This window comes from Pseudomonas sp. SJZ103 (assembly GCF_007828335.1).
GTDB lineage: Bacteria > Pseudomonadota > Gammaproteobacteria > Pseudomonadales > Pseudomonadaceae > Aquipseudomonas.
On the sequence record NZ_VIUN01000005.1, the window covers coordinates 115,127 to 136,847 of the forward strand.

The following is a 21,721-nucleotide window of genomic DNA, read 5'->3' on the forward strand; positions in this document are numbered from 1 at the left end:
GGCGTCACAGCTATAATCTGCCGCTTTCCTCTTTGCCAAGACTCCCTGACCATGACTGAGTCCGTTCTTGACTACATGACCCGCCTGGGTCGCGCTGCCCGTCAGGCCTCGCGGTTGATCGCCCGTGCGAGCACCGCGCAGAAGAACCGTGCCCTGCTGGCCGCCGCCGATGCTCTGGACGCTTCGCGCTCCGAGCTGACTGCCGCCAACGAACTGGACCTGGCCAACGGCCGCGCCAATGGCCTCGAGCCCGCCCTGCTGGACCGCCTGGCGCTGACCCCGGCACGCATCGACGACATGATCGAAGGCTTGCGTCAGGTGGCCAAGCTGCCTGACCCCATCGGTGAAATCCGCGATATGCGTTACCTGCCGTCCGGTATCCAGGTCGGCAAGATGCGCGTGCCCCTGGGCGTGATCGGCATCATCTATGAGTCGCGCCCGAACGTGACCATCGACGCCGCGAGCCTGTGCCTCAAGTCGGGTAACGCCACCATCCTGCGTGGCGGTTCCGAGGCGATCAATTCCAACCGCGCCATTGCCGCCTGCATCCAGCAGGGCCTGGCCGTGGCCGAGTTGCCGGCCGACGTGGTGCAAGTGGTCGAAACCACCGACCGTGCCGCTGTCGGCGCGCTGATCACCCTGCCGGAATTCGTCGACGTGATCGTACCGCGCGGTGGCAAGAGCCTGATCGAGCGCGTCAGCCGCGATGCCAAGGTGCCCGTAATCAAGCACCTGGACGGCGTCTGCCACGTGTACATCGACATCGCCGCCGACATCGACAAGGCGATCCGCATCGCCGACAACGCCAAGACCCACCGCTACGCGCCGTGCAACACCATGGAAACCCTGCTGGTGCACGTCGGCATTGCCGAGCGCGTGCTGCCGCCGTTGGCTGCCATCTACCGTGACAAGGGTGTGGAACTGCGCGGTTGCGAACGCACCCGTGCCCTGTTGGGCGCGGACGTGATCGAAGCCACCGAAGAGGATTGGTACACCGAGTACACGGCGCCGATCCTGTCGATCCGCATCGTCGACGACCTGGACCAGGCCATCGAACACATCAACAAGTACGGCTCCAAGCACACCGACGCCATTGTTTCCGAGCATTTCAGCGACGCCCGGCGTTTCCTCACAGAAGTGGATTCCGCTTCGGTGATGATCAACGCCTCGACGCGCTTTGCCGACGGCTTCGAGTATGGCCTGGGGGCGGAGATCGGCATCTCCACCGACAAGCTCCACGCACGCGGCCCGGTTGGCCTGGAAGGCCTGACCAGCGAGAAGTACGTGGTGTTCGGCGACGGTCATGTGCGCACTTGATGGCTAAACGCATCGGGCTGCTCGGCGGTACCTTCGACCCCGTGCACATCGGCCATTTGCGCAGTGCCCTGGAAGTCGCGGATGCCTTGGCGTTGGATGAGCTGCGCCTGATCCCTAATTTCCGGCCGCCCCATCGCGATACCCCGCAGGTGTCGCCGCAGCAGCGCCTGGAAATGGTACGCCTGGCCGTAGAGGGCATACCGCCGCTGGTGGTGGACGATCGTGAGCTCAAGCGCGATAAACCGTCCTACACTGTCGACACCCTGGAGCTGATGCGCGCCGAGTTGGCCGCGGATGACCAGTTGTTTCTGCTTTTGGGCTGGGACGCATTTTGCGGCCTGCCCTCTTGGCATCGCTGGGAGGAACTCCTCCAGCACTGCCACATCCTGGTTTTGCAACGCCCGGATGCCGACAGCGAACCGCCGGATGCCTTGCGCAACCTGCTGGCCGCGCGGTCGGTAAGTGACCCCTTGGCCCTGACCGGGCCAAACGGGAATATTGCATTCGTCTGGCAGACCCCGCTTGCGGTGTCTGCCACCCAGATCCGTCAACTGCTGGCCAGCGGGAAGTCGGTACGTTTCCTGGTGCCTGACGCGGTCCTGGCCTACATCGATGCGCACGGGCTTTACCGTGCGTCGAACTGAAAAGGCGCGCTTGAACGCACGAACAGTCGTGCAGCGAGCGCCCGAACATACGAGCAAAACGAGTTTTTTATGACGAACAAAGACGTAAGCAAAGTAAAACGCAAAGGCACGTTCAAAAGCGCCCCGCTGCCGGTTGAAGCCCACGTTGGCCCTGAACTGGCTGGCGAAGAGCTGGTAAAAGTCGCCGTTGCCGCCCTGGAAGACGTGAAGGCCCAGGACATCCAGGTCCTGGACGTGCGCGACAAGCAGAGCATCACCGACTTCATGATCATCGCCACCGGTACCTCCAACCGCCAGATCGGCGCGATGCTGGACAAGGTTCGCGAAGCCGTCAAAGCCCAAGGCGTGAAGCCGCTGGGTGAAGAAGGCAAGGGCGACAGCGACTGGGTGCTGCTGGACATGGACGACGTAATCGTTCACATGATGACTTCCAACGCCCGTCAGTTCTACGACCTGGAGCGTCTGTGGAAAGGCGCCGAGCAGAGCCGTGCCGCCGATGGCAAGCACCACAGCCCGGAAGTGGGCCACGCGCACTTCGACAAGCTCAACAAAGACCAGGAATAAGGAACGGCTGTGCGCCTGCGTCTGATTGCTGTCGGTTCACGCATGCCCAAGTGGGTGGAAGAAGGCTGGCACGAGTATGCCAAGCGTCTGCCCGCCGAGCTGTCGCTGGAACTGGTAGAGATACCGCTCAACACCCGGGGCAAGAATGCCGACGTGGCGCGCTTTATCCGTCAGGAAGGCGAAGCCATGCTGGCCAAGGTCGGTCCCAACGAGCGCATCGTCACCCTCGAAGTGCACGGCAAGCCCTGGAGCACCGAGCAGCTGGCGGTGGAACTGGATCGCTGGCGCCTGGACTCGCGCACCGTCAACTTCATGGTCGGCGGCCCCGAAGGGCTGGCGCCGGAAGTCTGCGCGCGGGCGGACCAGCGCTGGTCGCTGTCGGCGCTGACGCTGCCGCACCCGTTGGTAAGGATCCTGATCGGTGAACAGCTGTATCGCGCCTGGACAGTTCTGTCCGGGCACCCTTACCACAAATAATCTGCGCCCCTCCCGATGACCCAGCCGATCCGCATCAAGGACCACGAGAAAGACGCACGTCTAGTACGCGCGCGTGTGGTGTTTGGCGCTTTTATGGTGGTGGGTTTGATCGGGGTGCTGATTGCGCGCCTGTATTTCCTGCAGGTGATCCAGTACGACTATCACTCCACGCTGTCGGAGAACAACCGGGTGCATGTGCAGCCGATTCCGCCTACCCGTGGGCTGATCTTCGACCGCAATGGCGTGGTGGTGGCGGATAACCGGCCCAGCTTCAGCCTGAGCATGACCCGCGAACGTTCCGGTGATTGGCAGCAGGTCCTCGATGTGATCGTCGAGGTGTTGCAACTGACCCCGGAAGACCGGGTGATCTTCGAGAAACGCATGAAGCAGGGGCGTCGGCCATTCGAGCCGGTGCCGATCCTGTTCGAGCTGACCGAAGAGCAGATCGCGCGGATCGCGGTGAACCAGTTCCGCCTGCCGGGAGTGGAAGTAGTGGCACAGTTGGTGCGCCACTATCCCCAAGGGCCGCACTTTGCCCACTCCGTCGGCTACATGGGACGGATCAACGAGAAAGAGCTGAAAAGCCTCGATCCCGTCAATTACAGCGGCACCCACCATATCGGCAAGACCGGCATCGAGCGTTTCTACGAGCCCGAGTTGCACGGCCAGGTGGGTTACGAAGAAGTCGAGACCAATGCTCGCGGCCGCGTGCTGCGGGTGCTCAAGCGTACCGACCCGGTGCCGGGCAAGGACATTGTGCTGAGCCTGGACATCAAGCTGCAGGAAGCGGCCGAGATGGCGCTGGGCGGCCGGCGTGGCGCGGTGGTGGCGCTGGACCCGAAGACCGGCGAAGTGCTGGCGATGGTCAGTCAGCCGAGTTTCGATCCCAACCTGTTCGTCACCGGGATCAGCTTCAAGGCCTACGCCGAGCTGCGTGATTCCATCGACCGGCCGCTGTTCAACCGCGTACTGCGCGGCCTGTACCCGCCGGGTTCGACCATCAAGCCGGCGGTGGCGATTGCCGGCCTGGACGCCGGTGTGGTGACTGCATCGAGTCGGGTCTACGACCCTGGTTACTACATGCTGCCCAACTACGATCACAAATACCGTAACTGGAACCGCACCGGTGACGGCTATGTCGACCTGGATACCGCGATCATGCGTTCCAACGACACCTATTTTTACGACCTGGCCCACAAGCTGGGGATCGACCGCTTGTCCGCCTACATGGGCAAGTTCGGCCTCGGTCAGAAAGTCTCCCTGGATATGTTCGAAGAATCCCCTGGCCTGATGCCATCGCGGGAGTGGAAGCGTGCGACCCGCCGCCAGGCGTGGTTCCCGGGCGAAACCCTGATCCTTGGCATCGGCCAGGGCTATATGCAGGCCACGCCTTTGCAGCTGGCCCAGGCCACGGCGCTGGTGGCCAACAAAGGCATCTGGAACCGCCCGCACCTGGCCCGGACCATCGAAGGCGAAAAGCCTTTGGATGAAAACCCCATCCCCGACATCGTGCTGCGCGACCCGTCCGACTGGACCAAGGTCAACCACGGCATGCAGCAGGTGATGCACGGCGCACGCGGTACCGCGCGCAAGGCGGCGATCGGTGCGCAATACCGTATCGCCGGCAAAAGTGGTACCGCCCAGGTGGTCGCGATCAAGCAGGGCGAGAAATACGACCGCTCCAAGGTCCAGGAACGCCACCGCGACCACGCCTTGTTTGTGGGTTTTGCCCCGGCCGACGACCCGAAAATCGTGGTGGCGGTGATGGTCGAGAACGGCGAGTCCGGCTCCGGTGTGGCGGCGCCTGTGGTGCGCCAGGTGATGGACGCCTGGTTGCTGGCCGACGACGGCAGGCTCAAGCCCGAATATGGCGGCCCCCCTTCAACCCCAGAGGTTACGGCCAGTGAAGAGTAATTTTGACCGCATCCTCTCCAGCGAGGATGTGATGCGTCGTCGCGCCACGCTGCTGCAGCGCATGCACATTGATGGTCCGTTGCTGATCCTGCTGCTGACCCTGGCGGCCGGCAGCCTGTTCGTGCTGTATTCGGCCAGCGGCAAGAACTGGGACTTGCTGATCAAGCAGGCGTCGTCGTTCGGCCTGGGCCTGTTATCCATGGTCGTGATCGCCCAGCTGGAGCCGCGTTTCATGGCGCGCTGGGTGCCGCTCGGCTATGTCGCCGGCGTATTGCTGCTGGTGGTGGTGGACGTCATGGGCCACAACGCCATGGGCGCGACCCGCTGGATCAACATTCCGGGGGTGATTCGCTTCCAGCCGTCGGAATTCATGAAGATCCTGATGCCGGCGACTATCGCCTGGTACCTGTCCAAGCGCACCTTACCGCCGCAGCTCAAGCATGTGGGGATCAGCCTGATCCTGATCGGGGTGCCGTTCATTCTGATCGTGCGCCAGCCTGACCTCGGCACGTCGCTGCTGATCCTGGCTGGCGGTGCGTTCGTGCTGTTCATGGGCGGGTTGCGCTGGCGCTGGATCCTCAGCGTGCTGGCGGCGGCAGTACCGGTGGCCGTGGCCATGTGGTTCTTCTTTATGCACGACTACCAGAAGCAGCGAATCCTGACTTTCCTCGATCCCGAAAGCGACCCGCTTGGCACCGGTTGGAACATTATCCAGTCGAAGGCGGCCATCGGTTCCGGCGGTGTATTTGGCAAGGGCTGGCTGCTGGGCACCCAGTCGCATTTGGACTTTTTGCCCGAGAGCCACACCGACTTCATTATTGCGGTGATGGGCGAAGAGTTCGGCCTGGTAGGCATTTGCGCGTTGTTGCTGATCTATTTGTTATTGATTGGTCGTGGCCTGGTGATTACCGCACAGGCGCAGACGCTGTTCGGCAAATTGCTCGCCGGCAGCCTGACCATGACTTTTTTTGTTTACGTTTTCGTCAACATCGGTATGGTCAGTGGCCTGCTGCCGGTGGTTGGGGTGCCGTTGCCGTTCATTAGCTACGGCGGAACTTCGCTGGTGACATTGCTGTCAGCGTTTGGGGTTTTGATGTCGATTCATACGCATCGCAAGTGGATCGCACAGGTTTGAATAAGGTGAAGATGTCAATGCAAGTAATGCGCGGCTGGGCGACTCGGCATGCGTCCTGGATGGGCCTGATTGGGCTGCTGGGCGCAACGCAGGAGGCGCAGGCCGGTGACTACGATGGCTCACCCCAGGTCGCCGAGTTCGTCGGTGAAATGACCCGCGACTACGGTTTCGCCGGTGAACAGCTGATGGGCGTGTTTCGCGAAGCGCAGCGCAAGCAGGCGATCCTCGATGCTATCTCTCGCCCCGCTGAGCGCGTGAAACAGTGGAGCGAATATCGCCCTATGTTCCTCACCGACGCCCGCGTGGCCCGGGGTGTGGACTTCTGGCGCCAGCACGAGGCCGTATTGGCCCGCGCCGAGCAGGAATACGGCGTGCCGGCCCAGGTGATTGTCGCGATCATTGGCATTGAAACCTTCTACGGGCGCAATACCGGCAGTTACCGGGTGATCGACGCCCTGTCTACCCTGGGCTTCGATTACCCGCCGCGCGCCGACTTCTTCCGCAAGGAACTGCGTGAGTTCCTGCTGTTGGCCCGTGAAGAGCAGGTCGACCCGCTGACCCTCAAAGGCTCCTACGCCGGTGCGATGGGCTTGCCGCAGTTCATGCCGAGCAGCTTTCGCGCCTACGCGGTTGATTTCGACGGCGACGGGCACATCAATATCTGGAGCAACCCGGACGATGCCATCGGCAGTGTGGCCAGCTACTTCAAGCGCCATGGCTGGGTCGGTGGCGAGCCGGTGGTGATCCGCGCCGATGTCACCGGGGAGCACGCCGATGAAGGCCTGACCCAGGGCATCGAGCCGGCCAAGACGGTTGGGGAGTTGCGGGCGCTGGGCTGGTCGAGTCAGAATGCGCCACGCGACGATATGCCGGTGACGGCGTTCCGCCTCGAAGGTGAAAACGGCCCTGAATACTGGATGGGCCTGAAGAATTTCTACGCAATCACGCGTTATAACCGCAGTGTGATGTACGCCATGGCCGTGCATCAGCTGTCAGACATGCTGGTCCAAGCACGGGGCAACAAGTAATGCGGGCATCGCCGTTCAATCAACCGCTCAAGCTGGTGGCGTTCGCCGCGTTGTCCCTGCTCGTCGTCAGTTGTTCCACCAGCCGTGGCCCGGTACAGAAGTCCGGCGGCACGGCTGTGCGTTCCCAGCCAGGACTGGACATCAACCGCGCGCACAAAGACGGCGCGCCGTGGTGGGATGTCGACGTGTCGAAGATCCCGGATGCCACGCCGACCCTGCACACCGGCCCATACAAGGCCAACCCCTATACGGTGCTGGGCAAGTCCTACTTCCCGTTGCAGGACTCCAAGACCTACGTGCAATCGGGCACGGCGTCCTGGTATGGCACCAAGTTCCACGGTCAGAACACCGCTAACGGCGAGGTCTACGACCTGTACGGCATGAGCGCGGCCCACAAGACCCTGCCGCTGCCCAGCTATGTCCGCGTGACCAACCTGGACAACAACCGCACGGTAATCCTGCGGGTCAACGACCGTGGACCGTTCTATTCGGATCGCATCATCGACTTGTCCTACGCCGCCGCCAAAAAACTCGGCTATGCCGAAATCGGTACCGCGCGGGTCAAGGTCGAAGGCATCGATCCGGCGCAGTACTGGGCCCAGCGTGGCAAACCAGCGCCGTTGATGCTCAACGAGCCCCAGAGTGCGCAGCCGCAAGTGACGGCATCAACCGGCAAGATCGAACAGTGGACACCGCCACCGCAGCAGCATGCACCGGATACCGTGGTCGTGCCCCATGCGGCGCCAGGCGCCGCGGTCGCGGGCGGGCAATACCTGCAAGTGGGCGCTTTCGCCAACCCGGATGCGGCAGAACTGTTAAGGTCCAAGCTCAGCAGCATGGTCAGCGCGCCAGTGTTTATCAGCTCCATCGTGCGTAACCAGCAAACGTTGCACCGTGTGCGTATGGGCCCGATCGGTTCGCCGAGCGAGGTTGCACAAGTGCAGAACAGCGTGCGTCTGGCCAACCTGGGGCAACCCAGCGTGGTCACCGCTGAATAAAAAAGGATTGATGGCTCAGGTCCGTGCGCGGGTGTGAGCCGTGGTTGTTGGCTCGTTGAACAATAAAAACCCAGGGGCAAGGGGTGAGCGTGCAACCGAACACGTGACAGTCTGGTAGCGGGCTGTCTGAATAAGTTTTGCCCGCGAGGGCAAGTTTCCATAAGCAATTTCGAGAGACGGATGAACATCACCACCTTAGCCAAACGCACGTGCCTGCTTATCTCGCTGATCATCACCCCGGCCGCCTGGGCGGTTGAAATGGTGCCGGCTTCACCGCAACTGGCTGCCAAGTCCTGGGTCCTCATGGATGCCGCCAGTGGCAACGTGCTGGTCGAGAGCAACGGTGACCAGCGCCTGCCACCGGCCAGCCTGACCAAGCTGATGACCGCCTACATCGCGACCCTGGAAATCCGTCGCGGCCAGATCGGCGAAAACGACCCAGTGACCGTCAGCGAAAACGCCTGGCGTACCGGCGGTTCGCGGATGTTCATCAAGGTGGGCTCGCAAGTCACCGTCAGCGACCTGCTGCACGGCATCATCATCCAGTCCGGTAACGACGCCAGCGTCGCCCTGGCCGAGCACATCGCCGGCAGCGAAGACGCATTCGCCGACATGATGAACAAAACCGTGGCCGACCTGGGCATGACCAACAGCCACTTCATGAACCCCACCGGCCTGCCAAACCCTGAGCACTATTCGTCGGCTCACGACATGGCGATCCTGGCGCGCGCGATCATTCGTATCGACCCGGTTCACTATGCGATCTACTCCCAGAAGGAGTTCTTCTGGAACAACATCAAGCAGCCTAACCGCAACCTGTTGCTGTGGCGCGACAAGACCGTCGACGGCCTGAAAACCGGCCACACCGAAGAAGCCGGCTACTGCATGGTGTCGTCTGCGGTACGTGATGGCCAGCGCCTGATCGCCGTAGTCTTTGGCACCAACAGCGAGCAGGCCCGTGCGGCCGAGACGCAAAAACTGCTGACCTACGGTTTCCGCTTCTTCGAAACCCAGACCTTCTACCAGAAGGGTGCTGAACTGGCGACCGCGCCGGTGTGGAAAGGCGCGACCTCGCAAGTCAAGGCTGGCCTGGCTGAAGACCTGACCCTGACCATGCCTAAAGGCCAGCTGAAAAAGCTCGCTGCCAGCATGACCATGAACCCGCAATTGGTTGCACCCATCGCCAAGGGCGACGTGATCGGTAAAGTCGAAGTGAAGCTGGACGACAAGGTGGTACACAGCGCCGACCTGATCGCGCTGGACGCCGTCGACGAAGGTGGTATCTTCCGCCGCGTGTGGGATAGCATCCGTCTATTCTTCTACGGCTTGTTCAACTGATTGTGTGCACCTGCAAAGCCCCGCGTTGATCCGACGCGGGGCTTTGCCGTCGCCACGGCTTACCGCTTACGAGGCCGTTCTGCCATGACCGATAAAGAAGTAAAGGCGCCAAAGATCGAATTCCCGGTGACGGATTATCCCGTCAAGGTGATCAGCGATACCGGTGTAGGCAACAAAGACAAGATTCTCGATATCGTGCGTAAACACGCGACGATCAATGACAACCGGGTGGACGAGCGTTCGAGCACCAACGGTAAGTACACCACGATCCAGTTGCACATCGTTGCGACCGGTCAAGACCAGCTCTACGACATCAATAGCGAACTGCGGGCCACCGGCTTCGTGCACATGGTGCTGTGATGTCACAGGTCCTGGGCTTTCGCGAGCTCGGCCGGATGGACTACGAGCCCGTCTGGCATGCCATGCAGCGGTTCACGAATGAACGCGGCACTTCGGCACCCGATGAAATCTGGCTGGTGGAGCACCCGCCGGTGTTCACCCAGGGCCAGGCCGGCAAAGCCGAACATCTGCTGCTGCCGGGGGATATTCCGGTGGTGCAGGTCGACCGAGGTGGCCAAGTGACTTACCATGGGCCCGGTCAACTGGTGGCGTACCTGCTGCTGGACGTGCGCAAGCTGGGTTTTGGCGTGCGCGACCTTGTGAGCCGTATGGAGGCTTGCCTGATCGAGCTGTTGGCCAGTTACGGCGTGAGTGCCGCGGCCAAGCCCGATGCACCCGGTGTGTATGTGGATGGCGCGAAAATCGCGTCCCTCGGTTTGCGCATTCGCCACGGTTGTTCCTTTCATGGCCTGGCCCTGAACGTGGACATGGACCTGGCACCGTTCCGGCGGATCAACCCGTGCGGTTATGCCGGGCTGGCGATGACCCAACTGAGCGACCACGCCACACCGATTAAATTTGCCGAGGTAAGTGCCCGGCTGCGTGCGCAGCTCGTCAAACACCTCGACTATGCTGAGCAGACGACCCTCACGGGCGGAATCGACTGATTATGACTACTGATGCAGTGCAAACCATGATCCCGACGCTGGACATCACCGAGCGTCCGGCCCCGGCCCCGCGTGCCAAGGTGGAAGCCGGCGTCAAGCTGCGCGGCGCCGAGAAGGTTGCACGCATCCCGGTCAAGATCATCCCGACCACCGAGTTGCCGAAAAAGCCCGACTGGATCCGCGTGCGCATCCCGGTTTCGCCGGAAGTCGACCGTATCAAGGCCTTGCTGCGCAAACACAAGCTGCACAGCGTGTGCGAAGAAGCGTCCTGCCCGAACCTGGGCGAATGCTTCTCCGGCGGCACCGCCACCTTCATGATCATGGGGGACATCTGCACCCGTCGTTGCCCGTTCTGCGACGTCGGCCATGGCCGGCCGAAGCCACTGGACGTCAACGAACCGGAAAGCCTGGCCATCGCCATCGCCGACCTGAAACTCAAATACGTGGTGATCACCTCGGTTGACCGTGACGACCTGCGCGACGGCGGTGCCCAGCACTTTGCCGACTGCATCCGCGAAATCCGCAAATTGTCGCCGAACGTGATGCTCGAGACCCTGGTGCCGGACTACCGTGGCCGTATGGACGTCGCGCTGGAAATCACCGCTGCCGAGCCGCCGGATGTGTTCAACCATAACCTGGAAACCGTGCCACGCCTGTATAAGGCCGCGCGTCCAGGTTCGGACTACCAGTGGTCGCTGACCCTGCTGCAGAAATTCAAGCAGATGATGCCGCACATCCCGACCAAATCCGGCTTGATGCTGGGCCTGGGCGAGACCGATGAAGAAGTGATCGAAGTCATGAAGCGCATGCGCGAACACGACATCGACATGCTGACCCTGGGCCAGTACCTGCAACCGTCGCGCAGCCACTTGCCGGTGCAGCGTTTTGTGCACCCGGACACCTTCGCCTGGTTCGCCGAAGAAGGTTACAAGATGGGCTTCAAGAACGTCGCCTCGGGCCCTTTGGTACGCTCTTCGTACCACGCCGACGAGCAGGCCAAGCTGGTCAAGGCTAGCCTGGTTTCCTGATAGGGGTTTAGATCCAGTGTGGGAGGGGGCTTGCCCCCGATTGCGGTATGTCAGTCGCTACATGTGCTGGCTGATCTACCGCTATCGGGGGCAAGCCCCCTCCCACATTTCGTTCTGCGTTAGTTAGGGAGAGTTGTGTATGACTGCAGCCGTTCCAGCCCTTCGTTCTGAAGGCACCATCGCCCTGATCGCCCCCGCCGGCCCCGCCGTGCTGGACGTTGAAAAGGCCGGCCAATGGATGCGTACGCGCGGCTACGACCTGCGAATTTTCCCCGGAGTCTATGAACGCGACGGCTACCTCGCCGGCAGCGATGCAGTGCGCCTGCGTGACCTGCACGCGGCTTTTGCCGATCCGCACATCGACGCTATCTTCTGTCTGCGCGGTGGTTACGGCACACCACGGCTGCTCGACGCGCTGGACTTCGACCTGCTGCGGGCCAATCCCAAGCCGTTGGTGGGTTACAGCGACATCACCGCGTTGCATCTGGCGATCAACCGCTACGCCGGTTTCGTGACCTTCCACGGGCCGATGCTCAATGCCGACCTGCTCGGCGGCAAGCAACAACCTACCGAGTCATCATTGTTCGGCCTTTTGCGCGGCCAGCTGGGCGCCGGCAGTGTGCTGGCGCACCCGGTGGCGTACCCGCTGACCACGATTGAGCCTGGCATTGCCTGTGGGCGCTTGCTGGGGGGTAACCTGTCGATGATTGCGGCGGTCATGGGGACGCCTTACGAAATAGATGCTGAAGGCATCATCCTGTTTATCGAAGACGTCAATGAGCCGATCTACCGCATTGACCGTCTGCTGACCCACCTGCGTCTGGCGGGCAAGTTGGCGCAGGTCGCGGGTGTGCTGGCAGGGGATGTGGCGGGTGTGGATAACGTTGCGCTGGAGCGCCTGCTGAAGCAGACGTTCGAGCCGTTGCACATACCGGTACTGGCCGGCTGGCGCAGCGGGCATTGCGATCCGAACCTGACGCTGCCGATGGGCGCATTGGTACGGTTGGATGCGGGGGAGCAGCGGGTGGTGTTGGAGCAGGATGTGGTGCTCAGGTCCTGAGTCTGTTGGCGTTTGAGACACCGCAATCGGGGGCAAGCACCCGATTGCGGTAGTCGCCATACGCGGATCTATCGGTTTTGCAGCGACTCCAGCAATTTCACCGTCGGATACCCATCCGCCGGCCAGCCCAGCGTCTGCTGCGCCGCCCGAATCGCCTTGCGCGTGTTTGCGCCAATAATCCCATCCGGGTTGCCGGCGTCGTAGCCATTGGCGCTCAGCGCCGTCTGCAGGTCAATGCGCTGGGAACGGCTCAGTGGCAGTTCATCCTTTGGCCAATCGCCACGAATCACACCACCGCCGCCAAAGCGCTCCGACAACAGACCCACTGCCAGTGCATAGGACGACGAGTTGTTGTACTTGAGGATCGCGCGGAAGTTATCCAGCACCAGGAACGCCGGGCCACGGTAGCCTGCCGGTAGCAGCAGGGCGGCGGACAGTTGGTCGACGTTCGGCGGCATGCTCGCGCCCGGTGGCATCTGAATGCCCAGTTTCATCCAATCGGCAATGCTCTTGCGCACGCCGCCGTCAGCCAGGGTGTAGTCGAAGTTCGCCGGCAATTGCTTGACTTCAAAGCCCCACGGCTGGCCTTTCTGCCAACCGGAGCTTTGCAGGTAGTGCGCGGTGGACGCGAGGGCGTCGGCCGGGCTGTTCCAGATGTCGCGGCGACCGTCGCCATCGAAGTCTACCGCGTGGGTGTTGTAAGTGGTCGGAATGAATTGGGTCTGGCCCATGGCCCCGGCCCAGGAGCCCTTCATCTGGTCGGCGGCGATGTCGCCGTGCTGGATGATCTGCAACGCCGCGAGCAATTGCGCCTGGGCAAAGGCCGGGCGGCGGCCTTCATAGGCCAGGGTCGCCAGGGAGCGGATCACCGAGTTGTTGCCCTGGAACTGGCCGAAGTTACTCTCCATGCCCCACACCGAGACCAGCGCCTGGCGGTCGACACCATAACGCTGCTCGATGCTTTGCAGGATGTCGGCGTACTTGACCAGCAACGCCTGGCCATTACGTACGCGCAGCGGCGACAGGGCGCCGTCGAGGTATTCCCACACCGGTCGGGAAAACTCCGGCTGGCTGCGGTCGGCGCGGATCACCGCCATATCGGGGGTGACATTGGCGAATGCAGTGTCGAAAACGTCGGCCGTGATGCCGGCCTGCAGGGCTTGCGCGCGAAAGCCAGCCTGCCATTCAGCAAAGGTCTGGGTCGGTTGGATGTCGAGATTGTCCACGGCCAGGGGGGCCACGACGGCAGGTGCTACCACGGGTGCGGTCTGGAGCTTCGGCAAGGGTTGGGCATCGGCGGCGGTGGGTTTTTCCGCGCAGGCGACAAGCAGAATGAGGCTGGAGGCAGCGATCAATTGGCGAAGGTGCCAACGACGGGAAAGACAAGAGGGCATGCACAGGTCCAGGAATTACAAATCAGGCACAGACCTTATCATGCCAGAGGGGCGCTTGCCTTCAGGCAGCCAGAAAGTAAGAAGCCTCCCAGCTATTAGACTGGAAGGCTTCGCGGCGGTAGCTGCCTTTGCCCTTGCCGGCGCGTTCCTGACGGCTGCGGAACAGTGGCTGGGCGATGGTGGATTTGGCCTTGTTGGGGCCATGCTTGGATGGCTTTTTGCTCATGGTCGATGCTCTTGATGGGGGGGATGCGGCGCAAATAATCTGCCGAAGTCAGGCCGCTGTAAAGCCCATGAATTGTAAACGCAATCAAAAGTGTGGAAGGGGGCTTGCCCCCGATGATGGTGTTTCAGTCAATACATGTGTCGACTTCAGCGCCGCCATCGGGAGCAAGCCCCCTCCCACATTGGTTCTGTGGTGTGTGGAAACTAGGGTTATTCCGCTGGTAATGTCAGGCGCTGACCGGCCATCAACAGCGACAAACGGCTGAGGCTCATCCACGGTGAACCCGCCGCCTGGCCCTTGATCTGTGCATCAATGCGCTGCGCCTCCAGCAACAGCTGCGCCCAGCGTTGCGCCGAGTGCCGTTGCAGGGCTTTGCTCATAAGGGGTTTGCGCTTGTCCCACACCGGTGGCCGAGCCTGGCTGAAGCACTTGTCCAGCGGCGTGCCCTGGCTGTATTGCAGGGCAATATTGGCCAATACCCGTAGCTCCCGGGCCAGGGCCCAGAGAATCACCGGTGGCTCCACCCCTTCGCCGCGCAGGCCTTCGAGCATGCGCAGGGCATGGGCGGGCTCGCCGTTGAGGATCGCATCCACCAGCCCGAACACGTCAAAACGTGCACTGTCTGCTACTGCGCCTTGGACGGTCTCGACGGTAATCTGCCCGTCTTCGGCCATCAGCTTGAGCTTTTCGATCTCCTGGGCGGCGGCAAGCAAGTTGCCTTCGACCCGCGCGGCGATCAGCTCCACTGCATCCTGTGTCGCGGACAGCCCCGCCTGGGACAGGCGCTGGCGAATCCATTGCGGCAACTGATTGCTGTCCACTGGCCAGATCTGGATGAACTGGGTCTGCGCCCCCTCCACCAGGGCCTTGCCCCACTTGGTCTTCTGCGCGCTGCCGTCGAGCTTGGGCAAGCTGATCAGCAACACCGTGTCTTCGGCGGGCCGCGAGCAGTATTCCATCAGTGCCGCCGCGCCCTTATCGCCGGGCTTGCCCGAAGGCAGGCGCAGCTCCAGCAGGCGTTTTTCGGCGAACAGCGACATGCTTGCACCGGCTTGCAGCAGCGTGCCCCAGTCGAAACTGGCGTCGGCGCTGAATACCTGGCGTTCATCGAAGCCCTGCTGGCGTGCGGCGGTACGGATGGCGTCGGCGGCTTCCTGGCACAGCAGCGGGTCATCACCGCTGACGATGTAGACAGGCGCGAGGCCACCTTGCAGGTGTTTGGCGAGTTGGGCGGGGGCGAGTTTCATAGGCAGGGTGAACGGGGCGCCTGGGGCGCCCCGTCTGGCTTACTCGACAGGTACTTCAACAGGCGACTGTTTCGGCGTGTTGTCTTCGTACTCTTTCGCTGCTTTCAGCGCGTCGGCATCGGCCTTGGCCTTGTCGTCAGCGCGTTGCTGCAAGGTTTCGAGTTGTTGCGGAGTCAGCAGCGACAGGCGCAGGACCATGCGTTGCACCAGCTCGCGACGCATCTCCTTGCGCACCTGGATGATTTCGGAGTCCGAACCCACCAGGTTGTTACCATCGTGGCTGACAATCTTCTGCACCTGAATGTCGTCGTTCATCAAGGGCAGGCGATCGCGGCCCTGGACTTCAAAACTGAGCACGGTGCTCAGTTCTATATCGGACGCGCGCCCGGCGCTGGCGTAGCTCAGGTTGCGCTGGGTTTCTTTCTCGTTAGCCAGGAACAGCTTGTAGGTGGCGCCGGTGTAGACGTGCACGCCGCTGTTTTCCAGGACCTGGCGCAGCTGGGTCACTGTTTCGCTGTAGGCGTCGCGAGCGCTGACGTCCAGTTCCTTGATCGTCAGGTCATTGGTGCCGGTGCCGCGCAGCTGGAAGCCGCAAGCGCTCAGCAGTACGGCAAGGCCCATAACCAGCAGATTGCGTTTGATCATTTTGTTGCTCCCCTTGAAACCATGTGGGCCTTATCGAGGCCCTGAAGGCTTTGTTCGGCGCAGGGCTTGAGCCCCACGCCCGATCCGATTAGCTAGCGACGATATTGACCAGTTTGCCAGGCACCACGATCACTTTGCGGATCGTCAGGCCTTCGGTAAAACGCAGCACGTTCTCGTTGACCCGTGCGGCCGCTTCGACTTCTTCACGGCTGGCACTGGCCGGCATGTCGATCTGGCCGCGCAGTTTACCGTTGACCTGGATGACCAGTTGCAGCGTGTCCTGTACCAGGGCGCTGTCATCCTGCACCGGCCAGCGTGCATCGATGACCGCGTCGCTATGGCCCAGGCGGCTCCACAGTTCGTGGCTGATGTGCGGCGTGATCGGCGCCAGCAGCAGGGTGACCGTTTCCAGGCCTTCCTGCACCAGTGCGCGATCCTGTTCGGTCGCTTGCGGGGCTTTTTCCAGCACGTTCATCAGCGTCATCACCTGGGCGATGGCGGTGTTGAACTTGTGGTTCTGGCCCACGTCCTGGCTGGCTTGCTTGATGGCCAGGTGAGTGCTGCGGCGAATGAGTTTCTGCTCGTCGCTCAACGACGCTACGTCGAGCTTGGCCGGCAGGCCCTGGCTGACATGGGCGTGCGCCAGGCGCCAGACGCGCTTGAGGAAACGGTGCGAACCTTCGACGCCGGAGTCGGACCATTCGGCGCTCATGTCAGGCGGCGAAGCGAACATCATGAACAGGCGGCAGGTATCGGCGCCGAACTGATCAATCATTGACTGAGGGTCGACGCCGTTGTTCTTCGACTTGGCCATCTTCTCGGTGCCGCCGATTTCCACCGGCAGGCCGTCAGCGATCAGTTTGGCGCTGATGACCTTGGCTTTGCTGTCGCGCTCAAGCTCGACGTCCGCTGGGTTGAACCAGGTGTAGGCGCCATTGGCTTCGCGACGATAGTAGGTCTCGGCGATCACCATGCCCTGGGTCAGCAGGTTCTTGAACGGTTCGTTGGAGCTCACCAGGCCTTCGTCGCGCATCAGCTTGTGGAAGAAGCGCGCGTACAGCAGATGCAGAATGGCGTGTTCGATACCACCGATGTACTGGTCTACCGGCAACCAGTGGTCGGCTGCGGATTTTTCCACCAGGCCGCCTTCGTAATGAGGCGACGCGTAGCGAGCGTAGTACCACGAGGACTCGACGAAGGTGTCCATGGTGTCGGTTTCACGCTTGGCCGGCTGGCCGCATTTCGGGCAGTCGCACTCGTAGAACTCAGGCATGCGTGCCAATGGCGAACCGGCGCCGTCCGGCACCACGTCTTCCGGCAGGACGACCGGCAGTTGGTCTTCCGGCACCGGCACGTCACCGCAGGTTTCGCAGTGGATGATCGGGATCGGGCAGCCCCAGTAGCGCTGGCGGCTGATGCCCCAGTCGCGCAGGCGGAACTGGGTGCGCGAGGCACCGAGGTTCTTCTTGATCAGTGCAACTTCGATGGCGTCGAAGGCACCGGCGAAGTCCAGGCCGTCGAACTCACCGGAGTTGATCAGCGTACCGTGCTCGCCGTAGGCGTCTTGCCACGGCGCCGGGTTGGTGTCGCCCGAACTGGTGCGCACCACCGACTTGATCGGCAGGCTGTACTTGGTGGCGAATTCGAAATCGCGCTCGTCGTGGGCCGGCACAGCCATTACTGCGCCATCACCGTAGTGCATCAACACGTAGTTGGCGACCCATACCGGCAACTTCTCGCCGGTCAGCGGGTGCTCGACGAACAGGCCGGTCGGCAGGCCTTTTTTCTCCTGGGTGGCGACGTCGGCTTCAGCCACGCTGCCGCCTTTGCATTCGGCGATGAACGCCTGCAGCTCGGGGTTGTTCTGTGCGGCCTGGGTGGCCAGCGGGTGCTCGGCGGCCACGGCGACGTAGGTCGCGCCCATCAGGGTGTCGGGACGGGTGGTGAAGACTTTGAGTGCGCCCGCTTCGCCGATGGAGTCGACGTTGTACGGGAACTGCACTTCCATGCCCTTGGACTTGCCGATCCAGTTGCGCTGCATGGTCTTGACCTGTTCAGGCCAGCCCGGCAAATCGTCGAGGCTCGACAAGAGTTCATCCGCGTAGGCGGTGATCTTGAAGTAGTACATCGGGATTTCGCGCTTTTCGATCAGCGCGCCGGAGCGCCAGCCGCGACCGTCGATCACCTGTTCGTTGGCCAGGACGGTCTGGTCGACAGGGTCCCAGTTCACGGTGCCGCTTTTTTTGTAGATCACGCCTTTTTCGAACAGGCGGGTGAACAGCCATTGTTCCCAGCGGTAGTAGTCCGGCTTGCAGGTGGTGACTTCGCGGGACCAGTCCACCGCCAGGCCCAGGCTGCGCAGCTGGGTCTTCATGTAGGCGATGTTTTCGTAGGTCCACTTGGCGGGGGCCACGTTGTTTTTCATCGCGGCGTTTTCCGCCGGCATGCCGAAGGCGTCCCAACCCATGGGCTGCAGGACGTTCTTGCCTTGCATGCGCTGGTAGCGGGAGATCACGTCGCCGATGGTGTAGTTACGCACATGCCCCATGTGTAGCTTGCCGCTGGGGTAAGGGAACATCGATAGGCAATAGAAAGTCTCCTTGCCTGGCTGTTCACTGACTTCAAAGGACTTTTGCTCGTCCCAGAAGGTTTGGGCGGCATTTTCTATTTCACGGGGCTGATATTGTTCGTGCATGGCTACTTTTGAACTGAATAGGGGTGGCCTAATCCTCTTCGGTGCAACGTTCAGGTTGTTCGACACCAAAAAGCGGCGCGTCCGTGCCCAAACCCTGCGGGAAGTGGAGTTACAGGAAGCGCCGTAGCATACATGACCCCACTCTATCGAGGGAAACCCTGATTGCGCGGCGAGGGCCGTCTGTCGCGGCGCCGGGCAGGCGCAGCCACGGGGACTACGCTGTTTATTGGGGAGCAAGTCTTTCTTCAATGAGGTGAGGGGATGGTCGAATCGCAGCGAATCGCAACGAAACCGGAAATCTACGAAGGACTGATCGACCGATTGGGTCGTGCATTGGATGCAGCGAGGACCGCGGGCCGATTGCGTGATGAACGGCCCGTCGAGTTGGAACTGCGCGGTTTGAGCCGTGCGGAGCTGGAACTGATCAAAGCTTACCTGGAACGTAACAAGCGCAGTGCGCCTCCTTGGGTGGCAACCCCGCCAGCCAAAGAACCTACGCACTCAGCCAAGGTGGTGTGGCTCAAGGACTTGTCGGCCGGTCGTGGCCCGGAAAGGCTCCGGTCCGCCCGCTTCAAGTAGTTCACTCGCCTGAATCACGTCATCGTGCCATGTCACTGTAAAGAGTGTCGCTGAACCCCGTTACACCTTAGGCTTCGGGCATCTTTGGAGATGCCCGATGCCTATTCGTTATTTCATCAAACAACTGCTCCTGCCACCCGGCATCCTCTTGCTGCTGCTGGCCCTTGCCTGGTGGTTTCGTCGCAGTCGCCCACGTTTGGCCGGCTGTTGCTTTGCCCTGGGGTTTGGCGGCATGTGGTTGATCAGCCTGCCGGTGACGGTGGAGTGGGGCGCGCGTGCCCTGGAGGCCGAACCGCCGTTGGCCCGTGAAGACTGGTCGACCCTGGCCCAGCGCGCCGACGCCATTGTGGTGTTGGGCTCGGGACGCGAGCGCGGCGACCCGGCATGGGGTTCTGATCAGCCGACCGGTATCGGCCTGGAGCGCCAACGGTATGCCGCGCGATTGGCCAAGGCCTCCGGGCTGCCGGTGTTGACGACCGGCGGCCTGCATTACGGCACGCCGCCCAGCGAGGCGCAATTGATGGCGGTGTCGATGCAGGATGACTTCGGCGTTGCTGTGCGCTGGAGGGAAGAGCGCAGCCGCACCACCTGGGAAAACGCGCAGATGAGTGCCGAGATTCTATTGCCTGAGGGCATCAAGCGTGTGGTGGTCGTGACCCAGGCCTGGCACATGCCGCGTTCGGTGTGGAGTTTTGAACAGGCCGGCTTCACCGTGGTGCCGGCGCCGGTGGGGTTCCTGGGCGTGGATAACGCCCGGCCGCTGGGCGGCTGGCTGCCGGAGTTCAAGTCGGTGTGGCAGAGCGGGCAATTGATCAACGAGGCGGTGGGGCAGGTGGGGTATCGGTTGTTCTATTGATAACACCGCCCCCTCCCACATTGGTTGTGCATTGTCTGTTAGACGGTTTTTGACATCCGGCCTGCCAGCAACGCCCAACCAAACAACCCCAGGCACACGATGATCAGCGGCCACGAGCGCCATTGCAGGTACGGCGTCAGGTTGTGCATTGGCACCACTTCGCCGTAGAGAATGCCGCGTTCGAACTGCGGGATCTGCACGGTGATCTGCCCAAACGGGTTGATCAACCCGGTCACGCCATTATTGGTGGCGCGGATCATCCAACGGCCAGCCTCCAGTGCACGCATCTGCGCCATTTGCAGGTGCTGCAAGGGGCCGATGGAGCGGCCGAACCAGGTGTCATTGCTGATGGTCAGCAGCAGGTCGCTCTGGGCTGAAAGGCCGGCGGCGAATTCCGGGTACACCACTTCGTAGCAAATGAACGGCGCAATCTGATAGCCCTTGGCTTGCAGCATCGGCTGGTCGGCAGGGCCGCGGGCGAAGTCCGACATGGGCAGGTCGAAGAAGGCAATCAGGCCGCGCAACATATCCTGCAGCGGCACGTACTCGCCAAACGGCACCAGCTTCTGCTTGAGGTAGGTGCCGTCACCTTCACCCACCACGGTGATGCCGTTGAAGTAGCGCTTCTGGTGATGCACTTCCTGGCGTATCGGCACGCCGGTGATCAACGCGGTGTGCCGGTCGGCCGCAAACTTGCCCATCATCCCCAGGTAGCCCTCGACGGACTCCTTGAGCACCGGCACCGCCGTTTCCGGCCACACCAACAGGTCGACCGGCTTGGAGCTGAAGCTCATGTCGCGGTACAGCGCGAGCTGCGCATTGAGCTGCTCAGGGTCCCACTTCATGCTTTGTTCGACGTTGCCCTGGATCGCAGCGACGGTCAGCGGCGCGCCGGAAGGCGTGGTCCAGGCATGATGCTTGAGCGCCAGGCCGATGGCCCAGGGCGCTACCAGCAACACCAGGCCAGCGCCGATAAATGCATTGCGCTTGGACGCCAGCAGGCGCGGCAGGTTGCACAACAGGGCCGCCGTCAGTGCCAGGGCAAACGAAATCAGCCACATGCCGCCCACTGGCGCCAGGCCGGTGAGTGGGCCGTCGAGCTGGCTGTAACCGGAGTACAGCCACGGGAATCCGGTGAGGAACCAGCCGCGAAAGGCTTCCTGGCCGACCCACAATGCGGCAAACGTGAGCGCATCTGCCAACGGTGCTTCATTGCGACGCAACCAGCGCGCCCATAGCCAGGCGGGCAGGGCGAAGAACCAGGCAATGGCGGCGGTGAACAACAGCATCAGGAACCCCGCCAGCAGCACCGAAGCGCCGCCGAAGTGGTGGATGCTGTAATAGATCCAGCTGGTACCGGCGCCAAACAGCCCGAAACCGAAGCACCAACCACGGCCCAAGGCCTGACGCGGCGTCAGTTCCCGCAGTCCGATATAGAACAATCCGACCGCGACCAGTGCAAATGGCCACAGGTCGAACGGCGCCAGCGCCAGGGTGGTGATGGCGCCGGCCACCACGGCCAGCAAATTACCGGGCCAGCCGGGGCGGGTCAGACGGCGCATATCAATC

Annotated in this window: 21 protein-coding genes; 15 read left to right on the forward strand and 6 right to left on the reverse strand. The window is 62.1% G+C overall.

Annotated features, from left to right (window positions below; genetic code table 11):
* The first annotated feature begins 51 nt into the window (after positions 1-51).
* From FBY10_RS13700 to FBY10_RS13760, 13 genes are all read left to right on the forward strand, one after another.
* A complete protein-coding gene (locus FBY10_RS13700) occupies positions 52-1,317 on the forward strand; it encodes a glutamate-5-semialdehyde dehydrogenase (RefSeq protein WP_131700094.1) in 1,266 nt (421 codons plus the stop codon).
* Positions 1,317-1,961, forward strand: coding sequence for a nicotinate-nucleotide adenylyltransferase (gene nadD, locus FBY10_RS13705; protein WP_065910068.1), 645 nt, complete (start codon positions 1,317-1,319; stop codon positions 1,959-1,961). Before FBY10_RS13700 ends, nadD begins: the two co-directional genes overlap by 1 nt.
* 69 nt (positions 1,962-2,030) lie before the next feature.
* Positions 2,031-2,525, forward strand: a complete 495-nt coding sequence (gene rsfS / locus FBY10_RS13710; RefSeq protein WP_003176298.1) for a ribosome silencing factor — start codon at positions 2,031-2,033, stop codon at positions 2,523-2,525.
* A 9-nt stretch (positions 2,526-2,534) separates the two neighbouring features.
* Entirely contained in the window at positions 2,535-3,002 is a 468-nt protein-coding gene (gene rlmH / locus FBY10_RS13715) for a 23S rRNA (pseudouridine(1915)-N(3))-methyltransferase RlmH (protein ID WP_003176297.1), read from the forward strand.
* A 15-nt stretch (positions 3,003-3,017) separates the two neighbouring features.
* Positions 3,018-4,916 (forward strand): penicillin-binding protein 2, encoded by a 1,899-nt coding sequence (mrdA, locus tag FBY10_RS13720; protein WP_145336738.1) that lies wholly within the window; start codon positions 3,018-3,020, stop codon positions 4,914-4,916.
* A gap of 31 nt (positions 4,917-4,947) precedes the next feature.
* On the forward strand, positions 4,948-6,051 hold the full coding sequence (rodA, locus tag FBY10_RS13725) for a rod shape-determining protein RodA (RefSeq protein ID WP_050442794.1): 1,104 nt from the start codon (positions 4,948-4,950) through the stop codon (positions 6,049-6,051).
* 17 nt (positions 6,052-6,068) lie between these two features.
* Complete coding sequence (gene mltB / locus FBY10_RS13730; RefSeq protein WP_131700096.1) at positions 6,069-7,079, forward strand: lytic murein transglycosylase B; 1,011 nt, start codon at positions 6,069-6,071, stop codon at positions 7,077-7,079.
* Complete coding sequence (locus FBY10_RS13735) at positions 7,079-8,077, forward strand: septal ring lytic transglycosylase RlpA family protein (RefSeq protein ID WP_092488466.1); 999 nt, start codon at positions 7,079-7,081, stop codon at positions 8,075-8,077. Before mltB ends, FBY10_RS13735 begins: the two co-directional genes overlap by 1 nt.
* A gap of 180 nt (positions 8,078-8,257) precedes the next feature.
* Positions 8,258-9,415, forward strand: a complete 1,158-nt coding sequence (locus FBY10_RS13740) for a D-alanyl-D-alanine carboxypeptidase family protein (protein WP_131700097.1) — start codon at positions 8,258-8,260, stop codon at positions 9,413-9,415.
* An 84-nt stretch (positions 9,416-9,499) separates the two neighbouring features.
* Positions 9,500-9,775 carry a DUF493 domain-containing protein gene (locus tag FBY10_RS13745; RefSeq protein ID WP_017848340.1) on the forward strand — a complete coding sequence of 92 codons (276 nt, stop codon included), beginning with the start codon at positions 9,500-9,502 and terminating at the stop codon, positions 9,773-9,775.
* The gene (lipB, locus tag FBY10_RS13750; protein WP_027605241.1) at positions 9,775-10,422 is read left to right on the forward strand and encodes a lipoyl(octanoyl) transferase LipB; all 648 of its coding nucleotides are present in this window, start codon (positions 9,775-9,777) and stop codon (positions 10,420-10,422) included. Before FBY10_RS13745 ends, lipB begins: the two co-directional genes overlap by 1 nt.
* A 26-nt stretch (positions 10,423-10,448) precedes the next feature.
* The gene (gene lipA / locus FBY10_RS13755) at positions 10,449-11,450 is read left to right on the forward strand and encodes a lipoyl synthase (protein WP_057444888.1); all 1,002 of its coding nucleotides are present in this window, start codon (positions 10,449-10,451) and stop codon (positions 11,448-11,450) included.
* Between the two features lie 139 nt (positions 11,451-11,589).
* The gene (locus FBY10_RS13760) at positions 11,590-12,510 is read left to right on the forward strand and encodes an LD-carboxypeptidase (protein ID WP_145336736.1); all 921 of its coding nucleotides are present in this window, start codon (positions 11,590-11,592) and stop codon (positions 12,508-12,510) included.
* Between the two features lie 68 nt (positions 12,511-12,578).
* On the opposite strand, the gene FBY10_RS13765 is transcribed toward FBY10_RS13760, so the two are convergent.
* From FBY10_RS13765 to leuS, 5 genes are all read right to left on the reverse strand, one after another.
* Entirely contained in the window at positions 12,579-13,904 is a 1,326-nt protein-coding gene (locus tag FBY10_RS13765; RefSeq protein ID WP_145336734.1) for a lytic murein transglycosylase, read from the reverse strand.
* A 61-nt stretch (positions 13,905-13,965) separates the two neighbouring features.
* Positions 13,966-14,130 (reverse strand): alternative ribosome rescue factor ArfA, encoded by a 165-nt coding sequence (gene arfA, locus FBY10_RS13770; protein ID WP_145336732.1) that lies wholly within the window; start codon positions 14,128-14,130, stop codon positions 13,966-13,968.
* Positions 14,131-14,339: 209 nt separating this feature from the next.
* Positions 14,340-15,377, reverse strand: a complete 1,038-nt coding sequence (gene holA, locus FBY10_RS13775; RefSeq protein WP_131700100.1) for a DNA polymerase III subunit delta — start codon at positions 15,375-15,377, stop codon at positions 14,340-14,342.
* Positions 15,378-15,416: 39 nt separating this feature from the next.
* Positions 15,417-16,022, reverse strand: a complete 606-nt coding sequence (gene lptE, locus FBY10_RS13780) for an LPS assembly lipoprotein LptE (protein WP_131700101.1) — start codon at positions 16,020-16,022, stop codon at positions 15,417-15,419.
* Positions 16,023-16,110: 88 nt separating this feature from the next.
* Positions 16,111-18,717, reverse strand: a complete 2,607-nt coding sequence (gene leuS, locus FBY10_RS13785; RefSeq protein WP_145336730.1) for a leucine--tRNA ligase — start codon at positions 18,715-18,717, stop codon at positions 16,111-16,113.
* A 261-nt stretch (positions 18,718-18,978) separates the two neighbouring features.
* Here leuS and FBY10_RS13790 point away from each other — a divergent pair, with 261 nt between their 5' ends.
* A complete protein-coding gene (locus tag FBY10_RS13790; RefSeq protein ID WP_053138081.1) occupies positions 18,979-19,296 on the forward strand; it encodes a hypothetical protein in 318 nt (105 codons plus the stop codon).
* Between the two features lie 97 nt (positions 19,297-19,393).
* Positions 19,394-20,152, forward strand: a complete 759-nt coding sequence (locus FBY10_RS13795; RefSeq protein WP_145336728.1) for a YdcF family protein — start codon at positions 19,394-19,396, stop codon at positions 20,150-20,152.
* 38 nt (positions 20,153-20,190) lie between these two features.
* On the opposite strand, the gene lnt is transcribed toward FBY10_RS13795, so the two are convergent.
* Positions 20,191-21,714, reverse strand: a complete 1,524-nt coding sequence (gene lnt / locus FBY10_RS13800) for an apolipoprotein N-acyltransferase (RefSeq protein WP_145336726.1) — start codon at positions 21,712-21,714, stop codon at positions 20,191-20,193.
* Positions 21,715-21,721 lie beyond the last annotated feature (7 nt).

Bases quoted from the DNA above. Each gene is read 5' to 3' on its own strand.
- lipA (WP_057444888.1), top strand. From the start codon at position 10,449: ATGATCCCGACGCTGGACATCACCGAGCGTCCGGCCCCGGCCCCGCGT.
- arfA (WP_145336732.1), bottom strand. From the start codon at position 14,130: ATGAGCAAAAAGCCATCCAAGCATGGCCCCAACAAGGCCAAATCCACC.
- FBY10_RS13735 (WP_092488466.1), top strand. From the start codon at position 7,079: ATGCGGGCATCGCCGTTCAATCAACCGCTCAAGCTGGTGGCGTTCGCC.
- FBY10_RS13795 (WP_145336728.1), top strand. From the start codon at position 19,394: ATGCCTATTCGTTATTTCATCAAACAACTGCTCCTGCCACCCGGCATC.
- FBY10_RS13760 (WP_145336736.1), top strand. From the start codon at position 11,590: ATGACTGCAGCCGTTCCAGCCCTTCGTTCTGAAGGCACCATCGCCCTG.
- nadD (WP_065910068.1), top strand. From the start codon at position 1,317: ATGGCTAAACGCATCGGGCTGCTCGGCGGTACCTTCGACCCCGTGCAC.
- holA (WP_131700100.1), bottom strand. From the start codon at position 15,377: ATGAAACTCGCCCCCGCCCAACTCGCCAAACACCTGCAAGGTGGCCTC.
- rsfS (WP_003176298.1), top strand. From the start codon at position 2,031: ATGACGAACAAAGACGTAAGCAAAGTAAAACGCAAAGGCACGTTCAAA.
- mltB (WP_131700096.1), top strand. From the start codon at position 6,069: ATGCAAGTAATGCGCGGCTGGGCGACTCGGCATGCGTCCTGGATGGGC.
- lnt (WP_145336726.1), bottom strand. From the start codon at position 21,714: ATGCGCCGTCTGACCCGCCCCGGCTGGCCCGGTAATTTGCTGGCCGTG.
- FBY10_RS13740 (WP_131700097.1), top strand. From the start codon at position 8,258: ATGAACATCACCACCTTAGCCAAACGCACGTGCCTGCTTATCTCGCTG.
- FBY10_RS13790 (WP_053138081.1), top strand. From the start codon at position 18,979: ATGGTCGAATCGCAGCGAATCGCAACGAAACCGGAAATCTACGAAGGA.
- leuS (WP_145336730.1), bottom strand. From the start codon at position 18,717: ATGCACGAACAATATCAGCCCCGTGAAATAGAAAATGCCGCCCAAACC.
- FBY10_RS13745 (WP_017848340.1), top strand. From the start codon at position 9,500: ATGACCGATAAAGAAGTAAAGGCGCCAAAGATCGAATTCCCGGTGACG.
- rodA (WP_050442794.1), top strand. From the start codon at position 4,948: ATGCGTCGTCGCGCCACGCTGCTGCAGCGCATGCACATTGATGGTCCG.
- mrdA (WP_145336738.1), top strand. From the start codon at position 3,018: ATGACCCAGCCGATCCGCATCAAGGACCACGAGAAAGACGCACGTCTA.
- lipB (WP_027605241.1), top strand. From the start codon at position 9,775: ATGTCACAGGTCCTGGGCTTTCGCGAGCTCGGCCGGATGGACTACGAG.
- FBY10_RS13765 (WP_145336734.1), bottom strand. From the start codon at position 13,904: ATGCCCTCTTGTCTTTCCCGTCGTTGGCACCTTCGCCAATTGATCGCT.
- FBY10_RS13700 (WP_131700094.1), top strand. From the start codon at position 52: ATGACTGAGTCCGTTCTTGACTACATGACCCGCCTGGGTCGCGCTGCC.
- lptE (WP_131700101.1), bottom strand. From the start codon at position 16,022: ATGATCAAACGCAATCTGCTGGTTATGGGCCTTGCCGTACTGCTGAGC.